24 protein-coding genes, 3 tRNA genes and 2 pseudogenes are annotated in these 25,766 nt (G+C 52.0%); 15 read left to right on the top strand and 14 right to left on the bottom strand.

Going from position 1 to position 25,766, the window contains the following annotated elements; translation table 11 throughout:
• Positions 1-365 precede the first annotated feature (365 nt).
• Positions 366-2,027, top strand: coding sequence for a methyl-accepting chemotaxis protein (gene tsr, locus J4617_RS11445; RefSeq protein WP_017465681.1), 1,662 nt, complete (start codon positions 366-368; stop codon positions 2,025-2,027).
• 112 nt (positions 2,028-2,139) lie between these two features.
• Here the strand turns inward: tsr and J4617_RS22990 are convergent.
• Positions 2,140-2,214 (bottom strand): annotated as a pseudogene (locus J4617_RS22990) (GNAT family N-acetyltransferase); the annotation flags it as partial.
• 136 nt (positions 2,215-2,350) lie between these two features.
• Between J4617_RS22990 and J4617_RS11440 the strand changes: the two are divergent.
• From J4617_RS11440 to J4617_RS11410, 7 genes are all read left to right on the top strand, one after another.
• Positions 2,351-5,116 (top strand): sigma-54-dependent transcriptional regulator, encoded by a 2,766-nt coding sequence (locus tag J4617_RS11440; protein WP_001224204.1) that lies wholly within the window; start codon positions 2,351-2,353, stop codon positions 5,114-5,116.
• Between the two features lie 101 nt (positions 5,117-5,217).
• Entirely contained in the window at positions 5,218-5,640 is a 423-nt protein-coding gene (locus J4617_RS11435) for a PTS sugar transporter subunit IIA (RefSeq protein ID WP_000820693.1), read from the top strand.
• Positions 5,641-5,654: 14 nt separating this feature from the next.
• Complete coding sequence (locus J4617_RS11430; RefSeq protein ID WP_000634727.1) at positions 5,655-6,116, top strand: PTS system mannose/fructose/N-acetylgalactosamine-transporter subunit IIB; 462 nt, start codon at positions 5,655-5,657, stop codon at positions 6,114-6,116.
• A 25-nt stretch (positions 6,117-6,141) separates the two neighbouring features.
• Positions 6,142-6,921: a PTS mannose/fructose/sorbose/N-acetylgalactosamine transporter subunit IIC gene (locus tag J4617_RS11425; protein ID WP_000228863.1), complete on the top strand. Its 780-nt coding sequence runs from the start codon at positions 6,142-6,144 to the stop codon at positions 6,919-6,921.
• The gene (locus tag J4617_RS11420; RefSeq protein ID WP_000178067.1) at positions 6,899-7,747 is read left to right on the top strand and encodes a PTS system mannose/fructose/sorbose family transporter subunit IID; all 849 of its coding nucleotides are present in this window, start codon (positions 6,899-6,901) and stop codon (positions 7,745-7,747) included. Before J4617_RS11425 ends, J4617_RS11420 begins: the two co-directional genes overlap by 23 nt.
• Before the next feature lie 12 nt (positions 7,748-7,759).
• Positions 7,760-8,821, top strand: a complete 1,062-nt coding sequence (locus tag J4617_RS11415; RefSeq protein ID WP_000075421.1) for an SIS domain-containing protein — start codon at positions 7,760-7,762, stop codon at positions 8,819-8,821.
• Positions 8,822-8,838: 17 nt separating this feature from the next.
• Positions 8,839-9,849 carry an SIS domain-containing protein gene (locus tag J4617_RS11410; protein WP_000900307.1) on the top strand — a complete coding sequence of 337 codons (1,011 nt, stop codon included), beginning with the start codon at positions 8,839-8,841 and terminating at the stop codon, positions 9,847-9,849.
• A gap of 133 nt (positions 9,850-9,982) precedes the next feature.
• Here J4617_RS11410 and opgB read toward each other — a convergent pair.
• From opgB to J4617_RS11380, 6 genes and pseudogenes are all read right to left on the bottom strand, one after another.
• Positions 9,983-12,274 (bottom strand): annotated as a pseudogene (opgB, locus tag J4617_RS11405) (phosphatidylglycerol--membrane-oligosaccharide glycerophosphotransferase).
• A gap of 282 nt (positions 12,275-12,556) precedes the next feature.
• Positions 12,557-13,018, bottom strand: a complete 462-nt coding sequence (locus J4617_RS11400) for a DUF2501 domain-containing protein (protein WP_001090314.1) — start codon at positions 13,016-13,018, stop codon at positions 12,557-12,559.
• Between the two features lie 57 nt (positions 13,019-13,075).
• Positions 13,076-13,813 (bottom strand): DNA replication protein DnaC, encoded by a 738-nt coding sequence (gene dnaC, locus J4617_RS11395; RefSeq protein ID WP_000799924.1) that lies wholly within the window; start codon positions 13,811-13,813, stop codon positions 13,076-13,078.
• Positions 13,814-13,815: 2 nt separating this feature from the next.
• Complete coding sequence (dnaT, locus tag J4617_RS11390) at positions 13,816-14,355, bottom strand: primosomal protein DnaT (protein ID WP_000098578.1); 540 nt, start codon at positions 14,353-14,355, stop codon at positions 13,816-13,818.
• A 92-nt stretch (positions 14,356-14,447) separates the two neighbouring features.
• Positions 14,448-14,921, bottom strand: coding sequence for a threonine/serine exporter (locus tag J4617_RS11385; RefSeq protein WP_000511329.1), 474 nt, complete (start codon positions 14,919-14,921; stop codon positions 14,448-14,450).
• Positions 14,912-15,688, bottom strand: a complete 777-nt coding sequence (locus J4617_RS11380; RefSeq protein ID WP_001727653.1) for a threonine/serine exporter ThrE family protein — start codon at positions 15,686-15,688, stop codon at positions 14,912-14,914. Before J4617_RS11380 ends, J4617_RS11385 begins: the two co-directional genes overlap by 10 nt.
• Before the next feature lie 712 nt (positions 15,689-16,400).
• Here J4617_RS11380 and J4617_RS11375 point away from each other — a divergent pair.
• Positions 16,401-17,126 (top strand): response regulator transcription factor, encoded by a 726-nt coding sequence (locus tag J4617_RS11375; protein WP_000936657.1) that lies wholly within the window; start codon positions 16,401-16,403, stop codon positions 17,124-17,126.
• Entirely contained in the window at positions 17,087-17,761 is a 675-nt protein-coding gene (gene bglJ / locus J4617_RS11370) for a DNA-binding transcriptional activator BglJ (RefSeq protein ID WP_000431553.1), read from the top strand. The genes J4617_RS11375 and bglJ overlap by 40 nt, the downstream gene beginning before the upstream one ends.
• Positions 17,762-17,811: 50 nt before the next feature.
• On the opposite strand, the gene J4617_RS11365 is transcribed toward bglJ, so the two are convergent.
• From J4617_RS11365 to J4617_RS11355, 3 genes are all read right to left on the bottom strand, one after another.
• Positions 17,812-18,270, bottom strand: a complete 459-nt coding sequence (locus J4617_RS11365; protein WP_000058276.1) for a YbaK/EbsC family protein — start codon at positions 18,268-18,270, stop codon at positions 17,812-17,814.
• A 150-nt stretch (positions 18,271-18,420) separates the two neighbouring features.
• Entirely contained in the window at positions 18,421-19,209 is a 789-nt protein-coding gene (fhuF, locus tag J4617_RS11360) for a siderophore-iron reductase FhuF (protein WP_017465678.1), read from the bottom strand.
• Between the two features lie 120 nt (positions 19,210-19,329).
• Entirely contained in the window at positions 19,330-20,394 is a 1,065-nt protein-coding gene (locus J4617_RS11355; RefSeq protein WP_000211207.1) for a GGDEF domain-containing protein, read from the bottom strand.
• Between the two features lie 250 nt (positions 20,395-20,644).
• On the opposite strand from J4617_RS11355, the gene J4617_RS11350 reads away from it, so the two are divergent.
• The gene (locus J4617_RS11350; protein ID WP_000941876.1) at positions 20,645-20,881 is read left to right on the top strand and encodes a DUF1435 domain-containing protein; all 237 of its coding nucleotides are present in this window, start codon (positions 20,645-20,647) and stop codon (positions 20,879-20,881) included.
• 31 nt (positions 20,882-20,912) lie between these two features.
• Here J4617_RS11350 and J4617_RS11345 read toward each other — a convergent pair.
• The 4 genes from J4617_RS11345 to rsmC all read right to left on the bottom strand — a co-directional run bounded on the left by J4617_RS11345 (position 20,913) and on the right by rsmC (position 22,449).
• Positions 20,913-20,999 (bottom strand) — tRNA-Leu (locus J4617_RS11345).
• Between the two features lie 31 nt (positions 21,000-21,030).
• Positions 21,031-21,117 (bottom strand) — tRNA-Leu (locus J4617_RS11340).
• Positions 21,118-21,144: 27 nt separating this feature from the next.
• Positions 21,145-21,231 (bottom strand) — tRNA-Leu (locus J4617_RS11335).
• A 189-nt stretch (positions 21,232-21,420) separates the two neighbouring features.
• A complete protein-coding gene (rsmC, locus tag J4617_RS11330; RefSeq protein WP_001651446.1) occupies positions 21,421-22,449 on the bottom strand; it encodes a 16S rRNA (guanine(1207)-N(2))-methyltransferase RsmC in 1,029 nt (342 codons plus the stop codon).
• A 102-nt stretch (positions 22,450-22,551) separates the two neighbouring features.
• Between rsmC and J4617_RS11325 the strand changes: the two genes are divergently transcribed.
• The 4 genes from J4617_RS11325 (at position 22,552) to prfC (ending at position 25,760) form a co-directional block, all read left to right on the top strand.
• Positions 22,552-22,989, top strand: a complete 438-nt coding sequence (locus J4617_RS11325) for a DNA polymerase III subunit psi (RefSeq protein ID WP_000203998.1) — start codon at positions 22,552-22,554, stop codon at positions 22,987-22,989.
• Positions 22,934-23,380, top strand: a complete 447-nt coding sequence (rimI, locus tag J4617_RS11320; protein WP_001092436.1) for a ribosomal protein S18-alanine N-acetyltransferase — start codon at positions 22,934-22,936, stop codon at positions 23,378-23,380. The genes J4617_RS11325 and rimI overlap by 56 nt, the downstream gene beginning before the upstream one ends.
• Before the next feature lie 21 nt (positions 23,381-23,401).
• Entirely contained in the window at positions 23,402-24,079 is a 678-nt protein-coding gene (gene yjjG, locus J4617_RS11315) for a pyrimidine 5'-nucleotidase (RefSeq protein ID WP_000870686.1), read from the top strand.
• Between the two features lie 91 nt (positions 24,080-24,170).
• The gene (gene prfC, locus J4617_RS11310) at positions 24,171-25,760 is read left to right on the top strand and encodes a peptide chain release factor 3 (RefSeq protein WP_000175965.1); all 1,590 of its coding nucleotides are present in this window, start codon (positions 24,171-24,173) and stop codon (positions 25,758-25,760) included.
• Positions 25,761-25,766 lie beyond the last annotated feature (6 nt).

The following is a 25,766-nucleotide window of genomic DNA, read 5'->3' as shown; positions in this document are numbered from 1 at the left end:
GTAAAACCTGGTTGTAAGTTTAATTATCAGCCGAAGCTGGGTGGACATTGAGTTCGTGTTTGAGGAGGTAGATTGACTGCTATGCTGAGAGGATCTTGCCAGATCATCGCGCGCGTAAAGTTAGGTAAATCAGTGAGTGGTTGTATGGCGGTTTAAGCGGTCGGACGTACCGGTAAGCGGTTTCGCGGAGGAGGGCGTGGGCTATTTTATGTGATTGAGATCACGATATAAAATGGGACGATCCTTGTTGCGCGGGGCGTCATAACGACTTCACTGAGCTAATCGTGATATTAATGGCGCGCATCCCATAAAGTTTTCCCTTTCCAGGCCGAAAATTCTGTATCTGTCTAGCGGAAAGAGAAAACATGTTAAAGCGAATTAAAATTGTTACCAGCTTACTGCTGGTATTGGCGCTATTTGGCCTTTTACAACTGACATCCGGCGGGCTGTTCTTCAACTCGCTGAAGAATGACAAAGAAAACTTCACCGTATTGCAAACCATTCGTCAGCAGCAGTCTGCCCTGAATGCAACCTGGGTGGAGCTGTTGCAAACGCGTAATACCCTGAATCGCGCGGGTATCCGCTGGATGATGGACCAGAGCAATATTGGCAGCGGCGCAACTGTCGCTGAACTGATGCAGGGGGCGACCAATACGCTGAAGCTGACCGAAAAAAACTGGGAGCAGTATGAGGCGTTACCGCGCGATCCACGTCAGAGTGAAGCGGCTTTCCTTGAGATCAAACGAACCTATGATATCTACCACGGCGCGTTGGCGGAGCTTATTCAGCTTCTTGGCGCGGGTAAGATTAACGAGTTTTTTGATCAACCGACTCAAAGCTATCAGGACGCTTTTGAGAAACAGTACATGGCCTATATGCAGCAAAACGATCGTCTGTACGATATTGCTGTTGAGGATAACAACAGTTCCTACAACCAGGCGATGTGGGTACTGGTCAGTGTGCTGATTGCCGTTCTGGTGGTCATTATCGCCGTCTGGTTCGGCATCAAACTGTCGCTTATCGCCCCGATGAATCGTCTGATTGAAAGCATTCGTCATATCGCCAGCGGCGATCTGGTGAAGCGTATCGACGTGGAAGGCTCCAACGAAATGGGGCAGTTGGCTGAAAACCTGCGTCATATGCAAAGTGAGCTGATGCGTACTGTTGGCGATGTACGTAACGGCGCGAATGCCATTTACAGCGGTGCCAGCGAGATTGCGATGGGCAACAACGATCTCTCTTCCCGTACTGAGCAGCAGGCAGCGTCTCTGGAAGAGACCGCCGCCAGTATGGAACAACTGACCGCCACCGTGAAACAGAACGCCGAAAACGCCCGTCAGGCCAGTCACCTGGCATTGAGCGCCTCTGAAACAGCGCAAAAAGGCGGCAAAGTGGTGGATAACGTCGTACAAACAATGCGCGATATCGCCTCCAGTTCGCAGAAAATCGCCGATATTATCAGCGTAATCGACGGTATTGCTTTCCAGACCAATATCCTGGCGCTGAATGCGGCGGTAGAAGCGGCGCGCGCAGGCGAGCAGGGACGCGGGTTCGCGGTGGTAGCCGGTGAAGTCCGTAATCTGGCCCAGCGTAGCGCGCAGGCGGCACGAGAGATCAAGAGTCTGATTGAGGATTCCGTGAGCCGTGTTGATGTGGGGTCGACGCTGGTCGAAAGCGCCGGTGAAACCATGGATGAGATCGTCAATGCAGTGACCCGCGTGACCGATATCATGGGCGAGATTGCCTCGGCGTCTGACGAGCAAAGCCGTGGTATCGACCAGGTGGGCCTGGCGGTAGCGGAGATGGATCGCGTAACGCAGCAGAACGCCTCGCTGGTGGAAGAGTCCGCCGCCGCGGCTGCGGCGCTGGAAGAGCAAGCCAGCCGTCTGACCCAGGCCGTCGCGGTGTTCCGTATTCAACAGCAACAGCAGCGTGCGCGTGAAGTGGCTGCGGTAAAAACCCCGGCAGCCGTGTCGTCACCAAAGGCCGCAGTGGCCGACGGCAGCGATAATTGGGAAACATTTTAAGGGCGTAGTGGTGAACAGTCGGCCTACAGACGACCGTAGGCCGGATGAGATGTTCACACTTTTGCCTGATGGCGTAGCGCTTACCAGGCCTGGCAGTCCGCGCAGGCCGATTTTAAACCAGCATCAGGCGCATGGCGCAGCGTGATTCATACGCCAGACCGTGCGCCGCTTCCTCCTCTCTTTTCTGATATCGCGCGCTAATCCAACGTTGAGTGAAGGTGTGCGGTGATCCACAAAAAATGAATAAAGCGAGAGAACGCACGGCAGGAGAGCCTTGTTTCGCGGCATCATAATTGCTGATGTGATAATCGTGAGAGGATACGATGCGCAAAGATGCCCTGCTTGCTTTCCTGATGAACCAAACGGATTTTTTTGATCCGGAAAATGTCAGTGAGGTGTTTACCGCGCGCTATCTGGCGCAGCGTTTTAATATGCAGCGCAATACCGCCAGCCATTATCTGAACCAACTGGTGGCGCAGGGCGTGCTCTGCAAAATCAATACCCGTCCCGTCTATTTCCTGCATAAGCAGGCATTTAGCCAACAGTTTTTTACCCTTTCGCGTAATGAATACGCCAGCGTCGCGGAGCTGTTAGCGCACGGGGAACAGGAGTGCGCGCCGGACGATCACTTTTCTCTGTTGATTGGTCATAACGAAAGCCTGAAGCGCCCGATTGAGCAACTGAAAACCGCGCTGTTTTATCCCGACGGCGGACTGCCGCTACTGATGACCGGCGAAAGCGGCACCGGGAAAAGTTATCTGGCGCAGCTCATGCACGAATATGCCATCGCCCAGGCGCTTCTGTCGCCGGATGCGCCATTTATCAGTTTTAATTGCGCCCAGTATGCGAGCAATCCCGAACTGCTGGCGGCGAATCTTTTTGGCTATGTGAAGGGCGCGTTTACCGGCGCGCAGAGCGACAGACCGGGCGCGTTCGAGGCGGCTGACGGCGGCATGTTATTTCTGGATGAAGTCCACCGGCTGAGCGCCGAAGGGCAGGAGAAGCTCTTTACCTGGCTCGATCGTGGTGAAATTTATCGGGTAGGCGACACCGCGCAGGGGCATCCGGTTTCGGTACGTCTGGTATTTGCGACGACCGAAGAGATACACAGTACCTTTCTGACGACATTTTTGCGACGCATCCCGATTCAGGTCAACCTGCCGGATCTCCAGCACCGTAGCCGCCAGGAAAAAGAGGCGCTGATCTTACTGTTTTTCTGGACGGAGGCGAAAAAACTTTCGGCCACGCTTATCCTCAAACCGCGTTTGTTGCAGATCCTCAATCAATATGTTTATCGCGGCAACGTCGGCGAGCTGAAAAATGTGGTGAAGTATGCGGTGGCGACGGCATGGGCGAAAAAGCCTGGGCAGGAAACCGTTACCGTGTCGCTGCACGATCTGCCGGATGCCATGCTGTCGGCATTGCCGTCACTGAATGAACCGCTGGCGGACGACACGCCGGTGAGCATCTCGCCCGACACGAACCTTACCTGGCTGCTGCGCGCCCGCGACGAGATGCAGGGCATGATCCATGATACGCAGTGTCATGTGCTGGCGCTGTACGAGCTGGTACGTAGCGGGAAAGAGGAGTGGGAGACGGTACAAAAAAGAATGGGCGATGAAATTGAAACCCTCTTCGATCGCCTGATTTTTACCGGCGACGATAATGTGCACTCCCAGAGGTTGCTGTTAATTACAAGCCAGGTGCGGGAAGAGTTTTATCGTCTGGAGAAGCGTTTCAATATGCAGCTTAACGGCAACTGTATTTACGCGCTTAGCCACTATTTAATCCATCGTACCGCACTGGCGCCTTCTCGTCTCAACAGCGAGCAGATCCGCCAACTGGACGCCTTCCTCGCCCAGAAATATCCGCTGCTGTACAGCTTCTGTTTACAAATTCTGGAGACGCTGGGCCAGAAGCTGGATCTGGAGCCGAGACGCATTGATATGCTGCTGCTGGCGCTTTGGCTGCATAAACAGGGGGCTAACAACCAAAAACAGGTGACGCATGCGGTGATTCTGGCGCATGGCTATGCCACCGCCAGCAGTATCGCCAACGTCGCCAACCGGTTATTGAAAAATACGATTTTTGAATCGTTCGATATGCCGCTGGACGTCACGCCGGAGGCGATAGCGCAGCAGGTGATGCGCTATCTGGAAGAGCATCCGCTCGCCTCCGGCCTGATGATTCTGGTGGATATGGGATCGCTCAAGGCCATTCATCGTCATTTTGATCGCGCGCTTTCCACGCCGGTGACGATTATCAACAACGTCTCGACCAGCATGGCCCTGTATGTAGGGGAGCGTATTTTACAGGGGCATTTTATTGAAGAGATCGCCCGCGATATCGCCCGGGATGTGCCGGTCGAGTATCAGCTCTACTGGCCGAAAAGCAACAAACCGCGCGCCATACTGACCACCTGCGCGACCGGTATCGGTGTGGCGACGAATCTTTGCGCATTACTGAGCGCCAGTATTCCGCAGGCGCTGGAGATTGACGTCGTCGCCTGCGATTATGCGATGCTGGCGAGCAATAAAACCCAGGAGCCGGTGTTTATGCGCTACGACGTACTGGCGATAGTCGGCACGCTGGACCCGCACATCGCCAGCGTGCCGTGGATTTCGCTCGACTCGCTGATCTCCGGCGAGGGGAATCACTATCTGATGCGGCTGTTTGGTTCGCTGACCACGCCGGAGCAGGTGGCGGAGATCAACAACCTGCTGCTGAAAAACTTCTCGCTCCGACGAGTGATCGAATCCGTCACCATCCTCGACACCAGCAAAGTCATCAACCACGTTGAGCAGTTTCTGCTGCGCTATGAGCATCTGGCGGGCGTTACCGTCTCGAATGAAAGAAAGGTGGCGCTCTATGTGCATATTAGTTGCCTGATTGAGCGTCTGATCCGCCATGCGGGCATTACTGCCTGGAGTGGGCAACAGTGTCCGGAACAGGAACTGAATCGGCTACGGGAAGCGTTTAGTGTCATTGAGAGTAACTACAGTGTCAAAATCCCCACCGCCGAGCTTGGCTATATTCATAATATCCTGACCTTCGAAACAGAACTTATCGAGCAAGATCAACAGTTTTAACGATTTCCCTCTGTTAACCCTCATCTTTTTTCGGCGCGCCACTTTTTCTGGCACGCCGCTTGCTCTCTTTTATCACAGTGGAATGTGTTTTAGAGGTCAGGATGAAGAGACATTATATTTTCGCCAGCCACGGCACGCTGGCCAGCGGAGTTTTAAACTCCGTGGAGCTGATTTTAGGCAAACGGTCAAATGTCTGGACGCTGTGCGCTTACGTTGAAGAGAGCGTGGATTTAAGCCAGCAGGTAGATACGCTAATTGCCCGGATCCCGCCGGAAGATGAAATTATTGCGCTGACCGATATTTTTGCCGGCAGCGTGAATAACGAATTTGTCCGTTATTTATCACGGGAAAATTTTCATCTGCTGGCCGGGATTAACCTGCCGCTGGTTATCGATCTCTTTATGTCGGAAAACGATGGCAATACCACGCATACCATAATGACGGCGTTAGCGGATTCAAAAGAAAATATTCAGTACTGCAATCAAACTATCACCAGCGCCATGCAAAGCGATAAAGATTTTTAAGGGGAGGAAGCGTCATGATTGTTTTTTTACGGGTGGATCATCGTTTATTACATGGACAGGTCGCCTTTTCCTGGACGCAGTACGTTGGCGCAGACTGTATTTTAATTGCCAACGACAGCGTACCTAATGATGACCTGCGTAAAACCACCATTAAAATGGCGAAGCCGCCCGCGGTGAAGCTGGTTATTAAAAATATTGCCGATTCAATTGAAGCGATAAAAAGCGGCGTTACCGATAAATATAAACTTTTTATTGTTGTTGAATCCGTGGCGGATGCGTACCGGCTGGCGCGCGAATTACCCGACATTAAAAGTATTAATTTAGGCGGCACGAAGGTGCGTGAAGGAAGTCAGAATATTGCTAAAGCCATCAATCTGTTAGCGGATGAAATGACTCAACTTCGGGAGCTGGCGGCTGACGGAGTAGAGATAGAAATTCGGCTGGTGCCTAACGATCGTAAACAACTTTTTGCCTGAGCGGATACCCTCCTGAGGACATATTATGGTAGAGGCGCTTTTACTGGGACTGGTGGCGTTTATCGCCCAGTCTGAATATGCATTAGGGACGTCGCTGATTTCCAGACCTATCGTGACCGGACTTTTAACCGGACTGGTGCTGGGCGACATGGAAACCGGAATTGTGATGGGCGCGACGCTGGAGTTGGCGTTTATCGGTTCCTTTTCGGTGGGCGCGTCGCTGCCGCCGGATGTGGTCACTGGCGGTATTTTAGGTGTGGCCTTTGCGATTAATTCCGGCGCTGGGGCGGAAACCGCGCTGTTATTAGGTTTGCCTATCGCGACACTGGCGTTAATTGTGAAAAATATCTATAACGGAATGTTTATTCCGTTGCTCTGTCATAAAGCCGATGCTTACGCTGAGATGGGGGATACCCGGGGCATTGAGCGTATGCATTTAATCTCCGGCATTGGGCTGTCGCTGACGCTGGGGATTATCGTCACGGTCTCTTATTTAGCGGGCGTGAATATGGTTAAAGGTTTTCTGGATGCCATTCCAGAATTTATTAAACATGGATTAAGCGTTGCCACCGGTATTATTCCCGCGCTGGGTTTTGCCATGCTGGCGCGCTTATTAATTAATAAAAAGGTCGCCCCCTATTTTTTCCTCGGTTTTGTTTTAATGGCGTATTTAAAAATTCCGGTGACGGGTATTGCGATTCTCGGCGCGATCGTCGCCGTCGTGATGGTCAATATGCCGAAATTTGCGGCCTCGCAACCGGCACCTGCGCAAGGAGCGTCTCATGACGATGAAGATGATTTCTGATAAAGACCGCCAGCAGGCGGAAACCACTGGTCTGGTCACCGCGCGTGATTTACGCCGCGTCTTCTGGCGGTCATTCCAGATGGAGTTTTCCTGGAACTATGAACGACAAATGAACCTGGCGTTCGTCTATACGCTCATTCCGGTATTAAAGAAACTGTATAGCCGAAAAGAAGATCTTTCCGAAGCGCTAAAACGCCATCTGGCTTTCTTTAATACCACGCCGCACATTGTGACGTTGATCCTCGGTATTACCGTGGCGATGGAGGAGAAAAATAGCCAGCAGAAAGAGATGGATGCCAGTTCTATCGATAACGTCAAAGCGTCGTTAATGGGGCCGCTGGCGGGTATTGGCGACTCTTTTTTCTGGGGAACATTGCGCCTTATCGCCACTGGCATCGGTACCAGCCTGGCGCTGAAAGGCAATATTCTGGGGCCGATTTTATTTCTGCTGGTGTTTAACGTACCGCATATTCTGGCCCGCTGGTTCTTTACCCGCTGGGGCTATGTGCTGGGAACCGGCGTACTGCAACGTATTCAGCAAAGCGGAATGATGGAAAGCCTAACCTATGGCGCCTCGATTATCGGTCTGATGGTGGTTGGCGCGATGACGGCCTCCATGATTGATATCACCATTCCCATTACGTTTGGTACGGGAGAAGCGAAAACCCATGTTCAGGACATTATTAACGACATCATGCCTTGTCTGCTGCCGTTAATTAGCTTCGCCATTGTGTACTGGCTGTTAGGGAAAAAAGTGAAACCGTTAACCATCATTGGCGGTATTGCGCTGGTGGGAATTTTCGGTTCCTGGATAGGGTTATTTTAAGAGGGATACACAATGTCACCAACCATGCTGACCTATATTAACGAAGAGTCTGACGTCCTGGCGAATATTATTCGCTGCCATCGCCAGTCGCTGGAAGAAGTATCGCGGTTCGCCAGCCAAAAAACGTTACGACGAATACTGATATTAGCCACCGGATCGTCATTGAATGCCGCCTTTTGCGCCCGTTATTTCTTTGAGCGCTGCGGTATCTCTATCGATATTAAAGAGCCGTACACCTTTAGCCAGTATGAGAATAGCGATCCGCAAGCCGATATGGTTATTGCTATTTCCCAGAGCGGGAAAAGCGCTTCTACCCTGGAGGCGATGCGTAAAGTTCAGGCGCAGGGACGTCCGGTATTCGCTCTGACCGCCGATCCGCAAAGCCCTCTTGGCAAGGCCAGTGATTATCCACTGGATATTCTGACCGGGATTGAGTCCGTCGGCTTTGTTACCCGTGGATTTAGCGCGACGGTACTGAATCTGTTGCTTATCGCGTTGTTAGTTGCCCGTCAGCAGCAGCGACTGACGGAATCGCAGGTCGAGGAGTATGTGGCGCAGCTTCAACGCATCGCGGCAACCCTGCCGTTGGTTATCGTGCGTACGGAAGCGTTTATTCACCAGCACCAGGCCGTTTTACGAAACGGGACGCGTTTTGTGGCGACAGGCTACGGCGCGCTGGTTGGGGTGGCAAAAGAGTTGGAAACTAAATTTACCGAGACGGTGCGTGTTCCCTCAAGCGGGTTTGAGCTGGAAGCCTATATGCATGGCCCGTATCTGGAAGCCAATGCGGAACACGTGATGTTCTTCTTTGAGGACCGGCCCGACGCGCGCTCCAGGGCGCTACGGGAGTATATGACGCCTGCGGTCGCCAAAACCTTTACTCTCACGCTGGCGAAGGCGGCGCAGGATGACCAGACGCTTGCGCTGGATGTAGCGGTTGATCACCATTTCTCGCCATTGCTGTTGATTGTGCCGGTACAACTCATGGCGTTTCATATCGCCTCACTGAAAGGCATCGACCTTTCGGTACGCATTTTTGACGATTTCGATCGCGTTTTAAAAAGTAAAATCTGAACAATCAGGAGAAAAATATGTTGGGTTTTAATCAGGACGAGTACCTGACGAGTGCTCGTGAGATCATCGCTGCGCGCCAGAAGGCAGAACAGGTTGCTGACGAGATTTATCAGGCCGGGTTCAGTTCTTTATTTTTCGCCTCTGTTGGCGGTTCATTGGCGCCAATGATGGCAATTAATGAATTTGCCAAAGAATTAACAACGTTGCCGGTTTATGTTGAGCAGGCGGCAGAATTAATTCATAAAGGAAATAAGCGGCTGAATAAAGACTCTGTGGTTATTACGCTGTCTAAATCCGGCGATACCAAAGAATCGGTGGCGATCGCCGAGTGGTGTAAAGCGCAGGGAATACGCGTAGTCGCTATTACCAAAAATGCGGACTCTCCGCTGGCGCAGGCGGCGACATGGCATATTCCGATGCGTCACAAAAATGGCGTGGAATATGAATATATGCTGCTGTACTGGCTGTTTTTCCGCGTGCTGTCGCGCAATAACGAATTCGCCAGTTACGATCGCTTCGCCAGCCAACTGGAAATTCTGCCGGCGAATCTGCTGAAAGCGAAACAAAAATTTGATCCGCAGGCGGACGCTATCGCCAGCCGTTATCATAACAGCGATTATATGATGTGGGTCGGCGGCGCGGAGATGTGGGGCGAGGTCTATCTGTTCTCCATGTGTATCCTGGAAGAGATGCAGTGGAAGCGCACGCGCCCCGTCAGCTCTGCGGAATTTTTCCACGGCGCTCTGGAGCTGCTGGAAAAAGACGTTCCGCTCATTCTGGTGAAAGGGGAAGGGAAATGCCGCGCGCTGGATGAACGCGTTGAGCGTTTTGCCAGTAAAATTACCGATAATCTGGTGGTGATTGATCCGAAAGCGTATGCGCTGGACGGTATTGATGATGAGTTCCGCTGGATCATGGCGCCGTGTGTTGTTTCGACATTGTTAGTTGACCGACTGGCGGCGCACTTTGAGAAATATACCGGCCACAGTCTGGATATTCGTCGTTACTACCGTCAGTTCGATTATTAACAGAAAGGGGCGTGTAGCATATACAGTGCCTGATGGCGCTTCGCTTATCAGGCCTACGCGCCAGTTTATGGATAAAGATGATGTGTAGGCCGGGTAAGGCGCAGCCGCCACCCGGCATATATGACCTTCTCTTTTAACTTTCAACATTCACCACTTTGATCTCCACCATGCCAATCCCCAATTTGCGCGGCGAATGGCCCAAAATATTACCTTCGTTGGTGGAGACGGGAGCGGGCGGCGCAATGACTAAGGTATTCGCGTCCGTCGGGTTGTTGAAATGCAGCGTGATAGTGGACACATCGTGACCCAGCACCAGCGTCTGTTCTTCGTTGCCTACGCGTACCGGAATCGGCCGATTCGCGTTGTCGCCGAAGGCTTTGGCGGTGATCACCAGATCAAACTTTTTCGGCAGCGGCGCTTTATATTCGATTTTAACCTCATCGCCCAACTGCGCATTTGACCAGCGGCCCCAGGACTCCGGCCGGGAAATGCCGCTAAACTGCTTCACCTCCTCCGGCGCGCCCGCCACATTAAAGATAAAGCTATCGGCTTTATAACGAATATCGTTATCGACAATCTTTAAGGTATCGACGTTGCCTTTGTAGCGCTCCATATCGATCATCGTGTCTTTAAACGCCGTCTTACCCTGCCACTGCGCTTTATCAACATGCTGTACGGTTTGCTGCCCGCCAAGCTGCCCCTGCGAGACGCACCAGTCGGTAGAGAGCGCCAGCGCCGGCGCCCATAGCTGCGCCATTTTGTAGCAGCGATCGATCCAAACGAAATTATCGCGCGGGGCGAAGTCGGCCAACTGGAACCGTAGCGGAGCGGAGTATTCACTTTCCGGTAACGGCTCGACGCGCTTATCCGATACGCGCAGTAGTAACGGCAGGCGGAAGTGGCTCCCGGAAAACGCGATCATGTTTTTGTCCCGATCGACGGTAAAATCTTTTATCTCTTTCGGGAAATTCCACAGGCGAATGATATCCGGCTTCATCGCCAGCACTTTCTCTTTTACATTCAGGAACACTTCCGACAGCGACTGCCCGGAAAGGCTGCTACGTCCCAGACCGATAAAATTATCGCCGCCGAGAATATCCAGCACCGTTGCGCCGTTGTCCATCGTGTTGCGTTTGACCGCCAGAGTCTCCTGCTGTGGTTTATCGCCGCGCAGAATGAAAAACAGATTGTTGCGATCTTGCTTATTCAGGTATTTCCAGGCCGTATTATTCATCGCCAGATGGTCGGAAGAGACGACGATAACGGTATCTTTAAACCACGATGACGCTTTGATTTTGTTGATAAACTCGGCGATGTTTTCCTGGCTGCAACTTACGGCGCTAAAGGACTGGTTGGGCTTACCGTCGTAATCGTAGCGTTTGCGGTTGCAGGTCCGCGAGATAAAACCGTCCGGGTGATGGGTATCTACGGTCAGAGTAAACAGCGAAAAGCGCTGGCCTGAGCGGGAAAGCGCTTCAAATTTCTTCCATGCCTCATCAAGCACCGTATCGTCGTAGAAGCCCCAGTCGTTACGATAAGACGGGTCCGCCACCACCGTTTTTAGCTCTTCAGCGCCGTACAGATGATCAAATCCGTGTGATTTCAGGAACACGTCTTTCCCGGCAAAACGCAGGTTAGCGCCCTGCACGAAATAGTTCTGGTAGCCGGAGTTTTTCAGAATATCGCCGAGGCAAATATTTTGCGGGAAGAAGCTGGAAACCGACGCTGAGGCATTGCCCTCAAACGGCGCAAACAGCGGAATACCACACTGGGAAGCCACCATCCCGGCGATGGTGTAATCCGTTCCCGGCAGTTGCATGGTATGGCTGAAATCCAGCCCCTCATTTTTCAGCGCGCCCAACTCTGGCGTGAGATTGGGGAACGCGTCATTATCAAAATAGGTCCGTTCCAGGCTCTCGCCGTAGATATAGACCAGATTGAGCTTCGGATTAGGAATGGTTTTTGCTGGTTCTTTATAATAAACGGCAAAATCCGGATCGCCATCGCGCATTTGTGATTTTACCAGTTCGGTAATCTGGCGAAACGCCGGGCTGGCGTCGACCGAACCCAACGCCAGCAGTAACGCCAGCAGGCTGTAACCGACATGATGAGGATGGTGACGGCGGCGGCGTAGTACCCATCCCAGCGCGCCGAATACCGCCACTAACGCCAGGGCAATGCCGATTCCCGGCAGAATATATTTGCCGACTCCCGCTCCCGTCAGACTATTCGTGAGCGTATAAAGCACTGCGTCGTTGATCCCGTCGCCGGTAAAATAGTCGCTGGCATACAGGGTAATATTCAGAATGACAAAAAGTCCCAGCACCGTGAGAGTGGCGGCAAACCACCAGGTGTTACGGCCCGCCTTCTAGGCATATATCAGCACAGAGGCGAGAAACAGAGCGACAGAGAGCAACTCGGACAACTGACGATCCTCAATAAACCAGGCTTATCGCTGGCAGGAAAAAATTTCTAACAATGTAATAGCGATGTCACATTGCTGCAATTCTAATAACTTTACACGGCGCTGTTATTTAGAATGAGTTTAGAAAGTTGGTTTTTTGATCGGCATCACTTCCTGCCATAGCGGTTAATAACAGGAAAAGACGAAGAGAAAAATCGGGTTAATGCCGTGTTGGCGGGTAAAGGGCCAAAACACGGCTTTTATCAGGGCGTCCCGGCGTGGCGCACGGTCAGAAAAACGCAGTCAGGAGAGGAAATTCAGCCCTTGCTGCAACACCAGATCGCAAGCTTTGGTTTTCACCTTTTCCGCCAGCGGCGTACTGCCGATATTATTGAGGTTCAACTGCTGGCCGTCCTTCGTCTTGAGCAACCCTTGCAGGCCGTTCAGGTAGTTAGTGTCCTGCTCCTGCTGTGTGGTATCCAACCCCAACTTGTTCAGAATCTGATTTTTAACGTTTTCCACGTTGGTAGCGGATGCCAGTTTCTGTTTGGCGCAGTACTGCAAAATACCGGCGGCATTATTCATATTATCGGCGCTGAGCGACTGGGCACCTCTGCTGAGCAGACCGGTTAGCGCAGAAAGCGACATCCCGCCCTGCTGTGCGTTCGCGCCCTGAGCGCTTAGCTGACTGGCGGCAATACCGCTGGTGGAAATCAGTACGCTGGCGATCGCCGCGCAGCACAGAACATGTTTCGCTGTATTCATGGTAATCACCTGTGTTATGCCTGCCAGGCGTAGTATCGCCCTGGAGCACGTTGCAATTTAATACTCTTTACCTGTCACCCGGCTGCGGTAACTGTCCCAGGTAAAATTAACCCATAAACTGTTGCCGAGACGCATACGGTCCATGACGCGTTCGCCAAGCATTTTCGTCATCTCTTCCATATTGCTGTTCGTCAACATGCCGGTGGGACGTTTTGACGAGGAACGACGATCGACAATTTGATTGATGATCACTTTTTCATAGCGGGATTCGGTCTGCACGCCGATCTCGTCGATCACCAGCAGATCAACGTTACTCAGATCGTTAAGCAACTGCTCTTCGCTGGTTTCCCGATTGCTGAACGTGTCTTTCATCGCTGACATAATATCCGCTACGGTGATAATCAGTACCGACTTTCCGCGCAGCAGCAGCTCGTTACAAATAGCCGCGGCGAGATGGTTTTTACCGGTTCCCGGCTTGCCGGAAAAGACAAAGCTGGCGATATTGCCGTCAAATTCATCAACGTACTGTCGGGCTTTGCTTAACGCGTTCATTTGTCCGTCGCACTCAACCCGATAGTTATCAAACGAACAGTTCTGATGCAGCGGTCGAATGCCGGAACGGTTAAAGGTGCGCTGCATTTTCATCGCCCGGTTTTCCCGCGCCAGCGCTGCCGCCCGGATCTCGCCTTGCTCTTTCTGCCACGCCAGCAATTCTTCGCCCGTTTTAAACGCCGGCGTAATATGCGCAGGCATCATTTTTTGTAGACGCTGCATCAGGTCGCCAACATTTTTCATCGTTACCCCCTAAAACCTGGTGGAATATGATTGTCAGGTTCGCTGACGCTATTGATGTCGCGCTGCGGCATTCCGCCATTGCTGGAACGGCTGATTTGCACGCTGCGCGCCAGCTTTTGCTGCCACTGGATATGGTGAAAAACCTTACCTTCCGCCTGCCAGTAGGCGATAAACGCCGCCAGCTCTTCTGCGGTGACCGGCTCCCGAAGCGCCACGCCCCAAAGGGCAGCCTGACGCTGAAAATCCGCATCCGGTTGCCAGGCGGGATACATGGCGAATTTTCCGCAGGGAATCGCAACGGGGGCGGCTTCGGGTTCTTCGTAAAATTGCGCGTCTAACGCCACATCGCTTCCCGGACGTGATAACTTTTCTTCAAGCGCCAGCAGTTCAGCCATGCGTGCAGGCGTCACGGCATAAAAGGCAGGCGCATTATTAGCGAATACCGCCACTGCGCCGCCCGTTGACTTCGCCAGCACAGCATGATGATCGTGTAAAAGGACGTCAATACCGATGACGTCCGACGTTAAAATTCTGGAAGACATAATGTTTCTCAATATGGAACAACAACCGAGAAGGGCGACTGTTTTTATAGTACCACACAGACCTGTAAGAACAGCAGGAGGCGTTCCACCAATCACACGCGGGGGCGTTTGCGGTACAGCCATAATCCCGGTACAGAGAGGCCAATTGAGAGTGCGCCAACAATGGAAGAGGCTTTCAGAAAATTGGTCAGCAGCGTGATCATCATCGGTTCGCTATAGCCCAGATGGCTAATTTTTACTGCGGAAATCATCGCGGTATAGGCGGAAATCCCCGGAAACATCGGGATCACGGCCGCGACGGTAAACACTTTAGGGTGAGCGAGATACCAGCGTGACCACTGAATACCAATACTGCCGACCAGCAGCGAAGCCATAAACGTCGACCATTCGATATTAAAGCCAGCGCTCATCATCAGCATACGCGAGCCATGACCCAGCGCCCCCAGTAGCGCGCACCACGGAAGCGCCCGGTGGGGAACATTAAAGACCATCGCAAACCCGACGGCGGGGATCGCAGACAAGATCATGTCCTGCATTAGCGCCAGTAAAAAGTCGATTATACCCATCCTCGTAGCCCCCATACTGTCATTGACATCACTACGCCCACACAGGTGGCCAGTGTCAACAGGCTGGCGATAGCCCAGCGCGCCAGCCCGGTATTAATATGTCCTTTAAACATATCTGCCACGGAATTAATCAGCGGAAAGCCCGGCACCAGTAGCAGTACGCTCGCCGCCATGGCGATAGTGGGCGTCTGGCTAAAGGCGGGAAGGGTGAGCATCAGCCCGGAGATCGTGGTAGCGACAAAGGCGGTGATGCAAAAATTGATCTGCGGATGTAAATGCCGCTGCGCCAGCATCTGGCGGATATACATGGCTATCATGCTGGCGAAAAAGGTGATAACCGCGCCATCCCAGCCGCCATTATTCAGCTTACAAAAGCAGGAGCAGGAGAGACCGACCATAAACGCCACCAGCCAGCGTGGATAACGCAGCGGGCGGAGCTGGCTAAAGCGTTTTTCCACGCCTTTGTAATCCAGCAGACGATGTTCCGCGAGGATAACGATATGCTGAACCTCCGTGACGACGTGCATATTAATGCCGCGATCCTGGTTTTTACGTGTCGATGTCAGACATTGTCCGTCTTTAATGGTCGTCAGGACAATGGCGTTAGAGGAGATCGCGCTTTCGACGCTATCCATACCGAGCGCCAAACCGAGGCGGGTGGAAAGCTCATCAACCAGTGCGCTTTCCGCCCCGTGCTGCAATAAAAGCAGCCCGCATTGAATACATAACCGTGTTACTGCTCGTTGAATTGATTGCTCTTCTTGCATGACTCGTCCTGTCCGAAAAGACATTCTATGCGCCGCCACTATGACAGAGGCTTTCTTTTTAACACGAAGCGCAGGCATGATGGCGTTGGTTAAGATCAATTTCTTGTTGATAAAAACGTCAGCCGCCAGACGCAACGCATAAGCTTCCTGAGACGTGCGCTTCGTCACAGGCAGGATATCCTTATGGGCGACGGTTCTCGTATGTCCGTTTCCAGAATAGAGGCATTATGCCAGCCTGGCCGCTCATTTTTGAATCAATGATGTGGTGAATTTTATCAACGATATGCATTGATCGTTTAACAACAATGGTATGAGCAGCAGGCGTAAAAATAGGCATGACTTAGTGTAATTCGCAGATATTACATGGGTTTTATGGATGGTAGACAGTATTGTTGGGCTTTTGTTTTAGGACTCAGCAATATGAATGAAGGGCGAACTCATATTTTAAATTTATTAATATGATGCGTTTTTGTTAGAATTGCTAATGTGCAAATTTAGTTAATTTAATTGTCTTGCTTCTGGTTTTATGAGTAACTATGCGATAGTGATTTCATGTTTTTGTGCTATGTGGATTGTAGCGCAATCAATGTTAGATATTTAAAAATAAAACAAGGATAATTAATCCACTCGGCCTATATTTCTTTGCGCTCATTGTTAATAGTGTTTTTATTAATGGGGCAATGAAAGGGGGCGGCGTGGGTGCGGAGGAATTATGCTGCCAGGATGCTGCAAAAATGGACTTATTATCAGTAAAACCCCTCTTATACAGGAAGGCCTTAAAGGGGCTATAACAGGTAATTTCCCCGATTATAAACTGGCGTATTGTCGTACGATAGAAGAGCTAACGCTGCTACAGCTACGCCGAAGTAATTTAGTTATTGCTGATTTAGCAGTTAACAATGCCTCTCCCCGCGCTATCTGCGAATATTTTTATAGCTTACTCTCGCAATATCGCGACATACATTGGGTATTTCTGGTTCCTAAATCCTGCTATCCACATGCGGTTGATCTCCTGATGGGCCCCGTCAGCACCTTGCTTTCAGACGAAGAGCCAATCGAGAATCTTATTAGCGTTATCCATGCGGGAAACGCTCGCTCAGAAAGAATAAGCAAAACATTATTATCGCCTCAGGTACCGTCTGAAATTCAGCAGTCCCACGACAGGCCGATTGTCCTTACGCTGTCTGAACGAAAAGTATTACGCCTTTTAGGAAAAGGGTGGGGCATTAACCAAATTGCGGCGTTACTTAAAAAAAGTAATAAAACAATTAGCGCCCAAAAAAATAGCGCCATGCGACGCTTATCAATACACAGTAATGCAGAGATGTATGCATGGATAAACAGTTCTCAGGGAGCCAGAGAATTGAACCTACCTTCGGTATATGGAGAAACCATGGAATGGAAAACAGAATCAGCAAGAGAAATGTTGCGCTCGTAGAAAAATGCGTGATGAGCACCATTGGTATTAAAGGGCTATTTGATGCAATGCCGGATTGCCGACATACGCTTCATATTTTTTCAAAACCATCCACGTTTTATAAGGCTGCGCTAAAGACGCCGTTTTCTGCCGTTATTTTTTCTCTTTCTGCGTTAAGAACTGAACGCCGGACAGGATTATCCAGTCTGACGGAATTGGCGATAAATTATCCCCATATGCGGCGTCTGGTGATTGCCGATGATGATGCTGAAGCCCGCTTAATCAGCGCGCTATCCCCGCTGCCGCTGGATGGGGTCATCAGCAAAGCGTCGCCGTTGGATGTTTTACAGGATGCCTTATTTACATCGCTTAATAGCGCCCGACGGACAACGGAGCGTACAGACAATCTTTGGGAGCTTCACCAGAATTGTATGCTTAGTCCAACCGAGCGGGAGATTCTGCGTTTCATGTCGAACGGCTACTCAATGCCGCAAATTGCCGTCCAGTTAGAACGTAACATTAAGACTATCCGGGCGCATAAGTTTAATGTGATGTCCAAGCTGGGCGTGAGTTCTGATGCCGGGTTACTCGATGCGGCGGATATTCTGTTATATCTGCGCGCCGGAGATGCTACCGCGCTCCAGCATCGGGTATAGCCCGCGCCGGATGCGCCGTGCTTGTTCGGGGAATCCGGGGGCCAGGCACGTTATTGGCACACGTCTACCCAGGTCGCCGATGTCAGTTCTGCCATTCTTTCCGGCGTGATGCGTACCGCGCTGTGCGTGGCGCCTGCGGCAGGCAATACTTCGTTATACCCCTTCAGAGAGATGTCGCAATAAACGGGCAGCGGGTGCTCCAGCCCGAAAGGACATACGCCGCCGACAGGATGTCCGGTTGCATTGACCACTTCATCGCTGCTCAACATACGCGCTTTTGCGCCGAAAGTGGTTTTAAGCTTCTTATTATCCAGGCGGGCATCGCCTTTCGCGACCACCAGGATAATGGTGTCTTTTACTTTAAGCGAGAGTGTCTTAGCTATCTGCCCTGGCTCTACGTTGTGCGCTTTGGCTGCCAGCTCGACAGTCGCTGTGCTTTGATTTAATTCGATAATTTCAATATCGGGAGCATGATCGGCCAGAAATTGCCGTACAGATTGCAGACTCATTCTTCTCTCCTGAGACCTTACCAATAGCCACGGTAGACCCAAAAATGGCAAAACGTAATTTGGCATACGGAGAGCGCCGCTGTAAATATAATAATGTGACAGGCCAGCAGCAGTAAGCCGTGACGATAACTGAAGGCAACGTAAAGCGGTTTACTTTAGCGTGCAGTCGCCGCACTGCTGTACGTCAGGTAAGCGGTAACGTTGGCAGCAGGTTCTGCGTACCAGAAGACCGTCGCGCATTACGATGGTCCGCCACAGCGGGTTATCCTGACCGTCGGATAGCTGCTTTTCAAAAAAACAGCGCTGGCGTAGCGTTGCCAGCAGGGCTTCGCCAAGCAGCGGTTTCATCTCAGTCAGATACCAGTTGATTAAATAACCGGTATTGCTCCAGATAAGTTTCGCGTTGATGTCGCCAGTCGCCTCCAGCGCCTGAATGACCGGCTGTAGTGCGGAGACTACCAGCGTTTCCATTCGTTCTTCCGGGGAACGCTCCGTTGCCAGGTTATCCTGATGCACATCAAGCCAGAAACACGCGGCGCGCCCGGTTTCATGAAATTCAACGTGAATATGTTCTGCCGAGACATTGATAGCGCGCGCTTGCGTCAGTAATGCCAGCATCAGCGGCGGCGTCATCAGCCCGATATACCATTGCGCCCACAGGGAGAGTAACGGCTTATTTTCACGTGGCAGGCCTGGCGTGTGCCGATAGATGTGATCGGAATAGGCGGCCAGCAATGAACGAAACGTCGCGGGGCGCGTCCACTGGGCAAGAGTCATCGCCGCTGGCGGCGGCGTTTCATCCAGCCGGATGAAGTCCAACAGGTGCTTACGGGTAGAGGCGATCGTCTCGCGTACTGCGTCCGCCAGCGAGGCGTCTTCCGGCTGGGGAGCGGCTCGCCAGATAATATCGTCAGCAATCGGTGCGGAACGGTAGGCCATAGCGCAGTTTAATGATGTTAATCTAAATGATAATGATTGCTAATCCTATCGATAGCGATAAACGATGGCAAGCGGTTTATGGTTAACGCTGTTGGCGTAGCACGATTACGTCAGCAGGATTCATAGGGCGCGCATGTCGTCGCTGACCAGAATGTGGTTACGTCCAAGATGCTTGGCTTCGTAGAGCGCTTTATCCGCTTTTTCGATAGCGTCTCCGATATTGCGATCCGTCAGGGGCGCAATGCCGATACTGACAGTGACATTGGTGGCGACGCTTTCGTTAAACATATGCGGGATTTTAAGATCGTATACTTCCTGTCGGATACGTTCTGCGGTAGCGCGGGCTTGCTGTGGTTCGGCGGTGGTCAGCAACACCAGAAATTCTTCCCCGCCAAAACGGCAGACGACATCGCGCGATCGCACGGCGTCCCGAATTGCCGCTGAGACGCGAATTAACGCCTGATCGCCCATCATATGACCGTAGTGATCGTTATACGCTTTGAAATGATCGATATCCAATAGCAGGACGTAGTGTTCATGGCTGCCCGGCGCCTGTAACGTATCCAGCCGATTTTGCAGGCCACGGCGGTTATATAAGCCGGTTAATGGATCAAGCATACTCAGGCCATTGAGGGTTTCCCGCTCGGCCAGCAGCTTAAACATGAGCTGTTGGGCAAAATTATCGTAGCGTTTCTGGATAACATGTTGAATAGCGATTCCCACCATTGGCAGGGCCAGCAAATAGAGAATTCGCAAACCTTGTTCATTACCGTTCAGCCACAGGCAGACCGCGACTGGCGGTAGCGAATAGAGCGTAAACGCGACGATATTCGCGGCAAAGGCTATCGAGCCGATAAACAGAACGCTAAGCAGGGAAATCAGTAAAAAAGAGAAATCATAATGGCCTAACGCCGGATACTTTAGCGCAATATGCGCCGCCCATATTCCCCCAAAGAGTAGGGAGATAAAGGGGAGATTAATTCTTTTTTGTCCATATTTCCCATGCCATATCAACAGTAATACGCTCAGGACCACTATCCCGATCATTGGCGTGCAAAATACATTGATCTGATAAAGGGGGAAAACGAGAGTAAATAGCGCCGACACGGCGTTGAGAAACAAGAAAAGACGTAAAGAAAACTGATACTTCTTAATACGAAGCGACCGCCAGGATGGTGTTGTCATGGGTAATTGTCGTTATTTATCGGTGATATACACGGAATCGGGCGCCAACATGAAAATAACGTATGAGAAAAGGTCGCCTAAAGCGAGGTGTTGTTGTTTTTACGTTAACAGTCGGACAATTTATCACCTTACTGAATACGTGTCATCAACCGTTAAGTAAAACTCATCTCTTTAGCTTTCTCCCTGGCTGACAAATGAGAAAATATATCATATGATATTGGTTATTATTATCAATTCCAGAGGTGAAACCATGTTGCAGCGGACGTTAGGCAGCGGATGGGGCGTGTTATTGCCTGGAGTGATTATCGTTGGACTGGCGTTTATCGGCCTGTCAGCTGATGCGCTGAAGCTGTTGATTGTATCAGGATTGCTACTGTCTGCGCTGATGTTGTATCACAAACAATTACGGCATTTTGTACTGCTGCCATCGTGTATAGCGCTTATTGGCGGCATGATGTTGGCAATGATGAACTGGAATCAGGGATGAAAATAAAGAGACAAAGGAAGGATAAGATAATTGGTGCGAGGGGGGGGACTTGAACCCCCACGTCCGTAAGGACACTAACACCTGAAGCTAGCGCGTCTACCAATTCCGCCACCTTCGCACAGTTATCTTACTTTTTGATATCGCCTCGTTGGTGCGAGGGGGGGGACTTGAACCCCCACGTCCGTAAGAACACTAACACCTGAAGCTAGCGCGTCTACCAATTCCGCCACCTTCGCCCAGTGCGAGCAATATCAACGTGGTTTTGGTGCGAGGGGGGGGACTTGAACCCCCACGTCCGTAAGGACACTAACACCTGAAGCTAGCGCGTCTACCAATTCCGCCACCTTCGCATACCATCGATTCTTGAAAAGAATCACTACCACGGAGGCGCATTCTAGTGGTTTTCAGCTATTCGTCAACAGTTAATTGCATGGGACAGATTGATTGCTGCAAAAATGGGCGCGAGACGTAGGTTGGATAAGACGCCTGGCGTCGCCACCGGCACATGTAACCAGATGGCGCTGCGCTTATCAGGCCAACTATTTCTTCGCCTGACGGGTCATCACGGTACGATAAACCTTAAAGCGCCCGGTTTGCGCGATGACTTCATGGAAGCCAAAAGTCTCATCCAGAATCTTAGGATAGGGCAGAAAGGCGTTCGCCACGATGCGTAACTCTCCGCCGCTGTTCAGATGGCGCACTGCGCCTCGAATGAGCGTTTGCGCCGCATCGAGGCTGGTTTGCATTCCGTCGTGGAACGGCGGGTTGGAGATGATCATGTCAAAACGTCCTTTGACTTCCGAAAAGACGTTGCTGGCGAATACCTCGCCTTCAAGACCATTAGCGGCAAGCGTGGCGCGGCTGGCTTCCACCGCCGGCGCGCTGACGTCACACAGCGTCAGGCGCACTTTCGGCGAATGGCTGGCCAGCGCGGCGGAAAGCACGCCAGCGCCGCAGCCGACATCCAGCACTTTACCTTTGGTGTGCGGCGTCAGCGTAGACAACAGCAGTTGGCTACCGACATCCAGTCCGTCGCGGCTGAATACGCCCGGCAACGTTTTGATGGTCAGCCCGTCGATATTGTACTCGGCCCACCAGGATTCAAGACTAAACTGCGGCTGCTTTTCCAGACGACCATGGTAAAGGCCGCAACGTCGCGCGCTATCTACTTTGTTCAGCGGCGCATAGTCCGCCAGCATCGGTTCGGCGCTACGCACGCCGCTGCGGTTTTCCCCCACGACGAAAACATCGCTGCCCGACGGCATCAGCGACAAAATATTCATCAACTGGAACTGCGCTTCGGGTTTATTTTTCGGCCAGTAGTAGATCAGCGTATCGCAGTCAGCGACATCGCTGGCTTGCGCGACCAGGCTAAAACGGACGTTATCGCCCATCTGGCGGCTTAGCGCCTGCCAGTGGTGAAACTGTTGCGTATACGCGCGGCTGGCGGCGCATTCAAAGCGCGCGGGCAGGTCATCCTGCAAATCTCCGGCAAAAAGAATACGGCTTTGTTCGAAATCATCACTGTGGCGCAGCAAGACTTCACTTGCCGGGGTAAAAGCAGACATGGAATGCTCCTTAATTCAGACTGGCGGCGATTATAGTAGTTTGATGGCGGAGATTCGACAGATTTGCTATATTTGCGCCCCTGATTACAGGAGCGTTTCGCTATGACATCCCGACGAGACTGGCAGTTACAGCAACTGGGTATTACGCAGTGGGCGCTGCGACGTCCTGGCGCGCTACAGGGCGAGATTGCGATTTCCCTTCCCGCGCACGTTCGTCTGATCGTGGTTGCAGAGGAATTACCTGCGCTGAACGAGCCGCTAATGCGCGATATCTTACGCGCGTTGACCGTGAGTCCCGATCAGGTTTTACCGCTGACGCCTGAGCGCGTCGCCATGCTGCCGCAGGGCAGCCGTTGTAATAGCTGGCGGTTAGGAACTGACGCGCCGCTCCAACTCGAAGGCGCTCAGGTCACGACGCCGGCGTTTAATGAACTCCGGGCAAACCCGGCGGCACGCGCCGCACTATGGCAACAAATCTGCGAACATGAACACGATTTCTATCCTCAGCACGACCGATCTCCCCGCAGCCTGGCAGATTGAGCAACGCGCTCATGCGTTTCCGTGGAGCGAAAAAACGTTTTTCGGCAACCAGGGCGAACGGTATCTCAACCTTAAGCTGACCGCTGATGACAGAATGGCCGCGTTTGCCATTACACAGGTGGTGCTGGACGAAGCGACGCTGTTCAATATCGCCGTCGATCCGGATTTTCAGCGTCGGGGGCTGGGGCGTATGCTGCTTGAGCATCTGATTGATGAACTGGAAACGCGCGGTGTTGTAACGCTATGGCTGGAGGTACGCGCCTCTAACGCTGCCGCCATCGCGCTGTATGAAAGTCTGGGGTTTAACGAGGCGACGATTCGCCGCAATTACTATCCCACGGCACAAGGGCATGAGGACGCCATCATCATGGCGTTACCGATAAGCATGTAATAAAAGAGGCAAGGTGTAATGATGAAGTGGGACTGGATTTTCTTTGATGCCGATGAAACGCTGTTTACGTTTGATTCTTTCACCGGCTTACAGCGGATGTTCCTTGACTATAGCGTCACCTTTACCGCTGAGGATTTCCAGGATTACCAGGCCGTGAATAAGCCGCTATGGGTAGATTATCAGAACGGCGCGATTACCTCATTACAATTGCAGCACGCGCGTTTTCAAAGTTGGGCTGAACGGCTAAACGTTGCGCCGGGGCTGCTGAATGACGCTTTTATTAGTGCGATGGCGGAGATCTGTTCTCCTTTGCCGGGCGCCGTTTCGCTACTTAATGCGATTCGCGGGCAGGCTAAAATCGGTATTATTACTAATGGTTTTACCGCGCTACAACAAACTCGTCTGGAGCGCACCGGGCTGCGCGAGTATTTCGATCTGCTGGTGATTTCCGAGCAGGTTGGCGTCGCGAAGCCCGATCCGAAAATCTTTAACTACGCCCTGGAGCAGGCAGGGAATCCTGACCGCTCGCGCGTATTAATGGTTGGCGATACCGCGGAATCCGATATTCTTGGCGGCATTAACGCCGGACTGTCGACCTGCTGGCTTAACGCGCATCATCGCGAGCAGCCCGCGGGTATCCATCCAACCTGGACTGTGGCGTCATTAAGCGAACTGGAGCAGCTCCTGTGTAAACACTGATTGCCTCCCCCAGGTTGATGGGTAAAATAGCCGCATTTTTCGTATTCAACATGCGTGGTCAAACGCCGCGCTTACTCAAGAAGATTTGACTATGACGTTGTCTCCTTATTTGCAAGAGGTGGCCAAACGCCGCACTTTTGCCATTATTTCTCACCCGGACGCCGGTAAAACCACCATTACCGAAAAAGTGTTGCTGTTCGGACAGGCGATTCAGACCGCCGGTACGGTAAAAGGCCGTGGCTCCAGCCAACATGCAAAATCTGACTGGATGGAGATGGAAAAACAGCGTGGTATCTCTATCACCACCTCGGTGATGCAGTTCCCGTATCACGACTGTCTGGTGAATCTGCTGGATACCCCGGGGCACGAAGACTTCTCCGAAGATACCTACCGTACTCTGACGGCGGTGGACTGTTGCCTGATGGTGATCGACGCCGCAAAAGGTGTTGAAGACAGGACTCGTAAGCTGATGGAAGTTACCCGTCTGCGCGATACGCCAATCCTGACCTTTATGAACAAACTCGACCGTGACATCCGCGACCCGATGGAGCTGCTGGATGAAGTCGAGAACGAGCTGAAAATCGGCTGCGCGCCGATCACCTGGCCGATTGGCTGCGGCAAGCTGTTTAAGGGCGTTTATCACCTTTATAAAGATGAAACTTATCTGTATCAGACCGGTAAGGGCCACACCATTCAGGAAGTGCGCATCGTTAAAGGGCTGAATAACCCGGATCTGGACGCTGCCGTCGGTGAAGATCTGGCGCAGCAGCTGCGCGACGAGCTGGAACTGGTGCAGGGCGCGTCTAACGAGTTTGATGAAGAGCTGTTCCTGGCAGGGGAAATTACCCCGGTATTTTTCGGTACCGCGCTGGGTAACTTTGGCGTTGACCATATGCTGGATGGTTTAGTGGCGTGGGCGCCCGCGCCGATGCCGCGTCAAACCGATACCCGCACAGTGGAAGCCTCGGAAGAGAAGTTCACCGGTTTTGTCTTTAAAATTCAGGCCAATATGGACCCGAAACACCGCGACCGCGTGGCGTTTATGCGCGTGGTTTCCGGTAAGTATGAGAAGGGCATGAAGCTACGCCAGGTCCGTACCGGCAAAGATGTGGTGATTTCCGACGCGTTAACTTTTATGGCGGGCGACCGTTCGCACGTTGAAGAAGCGTACCCGGGCGATATTTTGGGTCTGCATAACCACGGCACCATTCAGATCGGCGATACCTTCACCCAGGGCGAGATGATGAAGTTTACCGGTATCCCGAACTTTGCGCCGGAACTGTTCCGTCGTATTCGCCTGAAAGATCCGCTCAAGCAGAAGCAGCTACTGAAAGGGCTGGTGCAGCTTTCTGAAGAGGGGGCGGTGCAGGTATTCCGTCCCATCTCCAACAACGATCTGATTGTCGGCGCCGTGGGCGTTTTGCAGTTTGACGTTGTTGTCGCGCGCCTGAAAAGCGAATACAACGTTGAGGCGATTTATGAATCCGTCAACGTGGCGACGGCGCGCTGGGTGGAAAGCGCCGATGCGAAGAAATTCGAAGAGTTCAAGCGTAAGAATGAAACACAACTGGCGCTGGATGGCGGCGACAACCTCACCTATATCGCCCCCACGATGGTTAACCTGAACCTGACCCAGGAACGTTACCCTGACGTTCAGTTCCGTAAAACGCGCGAACACTGATCCCTT

It is taken from the genome of Salmonella sp. 32010601201800023SM (genome assembly GCF_017572235.1).
GTDB lineage: Bacteria > Pseudomonadota > Gammaproteobacteria > Enterobacterales > Enterobacteriaceae > Salmonella > Salmonella enterica.
This window is presented reverse-complemented; position numbering and strand designations above follow the sequence as displayed.

Bases quoted from the DNA above. Each gene is read 5' to 3' on its own strand.
- tsr (WP_017465681.1), top strand. From the start codon at position 366: ATGTTAAAGCGAATTAAAATTGTTACCAGCTTACTGCTGGTATTGGCG.
- J4617_RS11440 (WP_001224204.1), top strand. From the start codon at position 2,351: ATGCGCAAAGATGCCCTGCTTGCTTTCCTGATGAACCAAACGGATTTT.
- J4617_RS11435 (WP_000820693.1), top strand. From the start codon at position 5,218: ATGAAGAGACATTATATTTTCGCCAGCCACGGCACGCTGGCCAGCGGA.
- J4617_RS11430 (WP_000634727.1), top strand. From the start codon at position 5,655: ATGATTGTTTTTTTACGGGTGGATCATCGTTTATTACATGGACAGGTC.
- J4617_RS11425 (WP_000228863.1), top strand. From the start codon at position 6,142: ATGGTAGAGGCGCTTTTACTGGGACTGGTGGCGTTTATCGCCCAGTCT.
- J4617_RS11420 (WP_000178067.1), top strand. From the start codon at position 6,899: ATGACGATGAAGATGATTTCTGATAAAGACCGCCAGCAGGCGGAAACC.
- J4617_RS11415 (WP_000075421.1), top strand. From the start codon at position 7,760: ATGTCACCAACCATGCTGACCTATATTAACGAAGAGTCTGACGTCCTG.
- J4617_RS11410 (WP_000900307.1), top strand. From the start codon at position 8,839: ATGTTGGGTTTTAATCAGGACGAGTACCTGACGAGTGCTCGTGAGATC.
- J4617_RS11400 (WP_001090314.1), bottom strand. From the start codon at position 13,018: ATGAATACAGCGAAACATGTTCTGTGCTGCGCGGCGATCGCCAGCGTA.
- dnaC (WP_000799924.1), bottom strand. From the start codon at position 13,813: ATGAAAAATGTTGGCGACCTGATGCAGCGTCTACAAAAAATGATGCCT.
- dnaT (WP_000098578.1), bottom strand. From the start codon at position 14,355: ATGTCTTCCAGAATTTTAACGTCGGACGTCATCGGTATTGACGTCCTT.
- J4617_RS11385 (WP_000511329.1), bottom strand. From the start codon at position 14,921: ATGGGTATAATCGACTTTTTACTGGCGCTAATGCAGGACATGATCTTG.
- J4617_RS11380 (WP_001727653.1), bottom strand. From the start codon at position 15,688: ATGCAAGAAGAGCAATCAATTCAACGAGCAGTAACACGGTTATGTATT.
- J4617_RS11375 (WP_000936657.1), top strand. From the start codon at position 16,401: ATGCTGCCAGGATGCTGCAAAAATGGACTTATTATCAGTAAAACCCCT.
- bglJ (WP_000431553.1), top strand. From the start codon at position 17,087: ATGGAAAACAGAATCAGCAAGAGAAATGTTGCGCTCGTAGAAAAATGC.
- J4617_RS11365 (WP_000058276.1), bottom strand. From the start codon at position 18,270: ATGAGTCTGCAATCTGTACGGCAATTTCTGGCCGATCATGCTCCCGAT.
- fhuF (WP_017465678.1), bottom strand. From the start codon at position 19,209: ATGGCCTACCGTTCCGCACCGATTGCTGACGATATTATCTGGCGAGCC.
- J4617_RS11355 (WP_000211207.1), bottom strand. From the start codon at position 20,394: ATGACAACACCATCCTGGCGGTCGCTTCGTATTAAGAAGTATCAGTTT.
- J4617_RS11350 (WP_000941876.1), top strand. From the start codon at position 20,645: ATGTTGCAGCGGACGTTAGGCAGCGGATGGGGCGTGTTATTGCCTGGA.
- rsmC (WP_001651446.1), bottom strand. From the start codon at position 22,449: ATGTCTGCTTTTACCCCGGCAAGTGAAGTCTTGCTGCGCCACAGTGAT.
- J4617_RS11325 (WP_000203998.1), top strand. From the start codon at position 22,552: ATGACATCCCGACGAGACTGGCAGTTACAGCAACTGGGTATTACGCAG.
- rimI (WP_001092436.1), top strand. From the start codon at position 22,934: ATGAACACGATTTCTATCCTCAGCACGACCGATCTCCCCGCAGCCTGG.
- yjjG (WP_000870686.1), top strand. From the start codon at position 23,402: ATGAAGTGGGACTGGATTTTCTTTGATGCCGATGAAACGCTGTTTACG.
- prfC (WP_000175965.1), top strand. From the start codon at position 24,171: ATGACGTTGTCTCCTTATTTGCAAGAGGTGGCCAAACGCCGCACTTTT.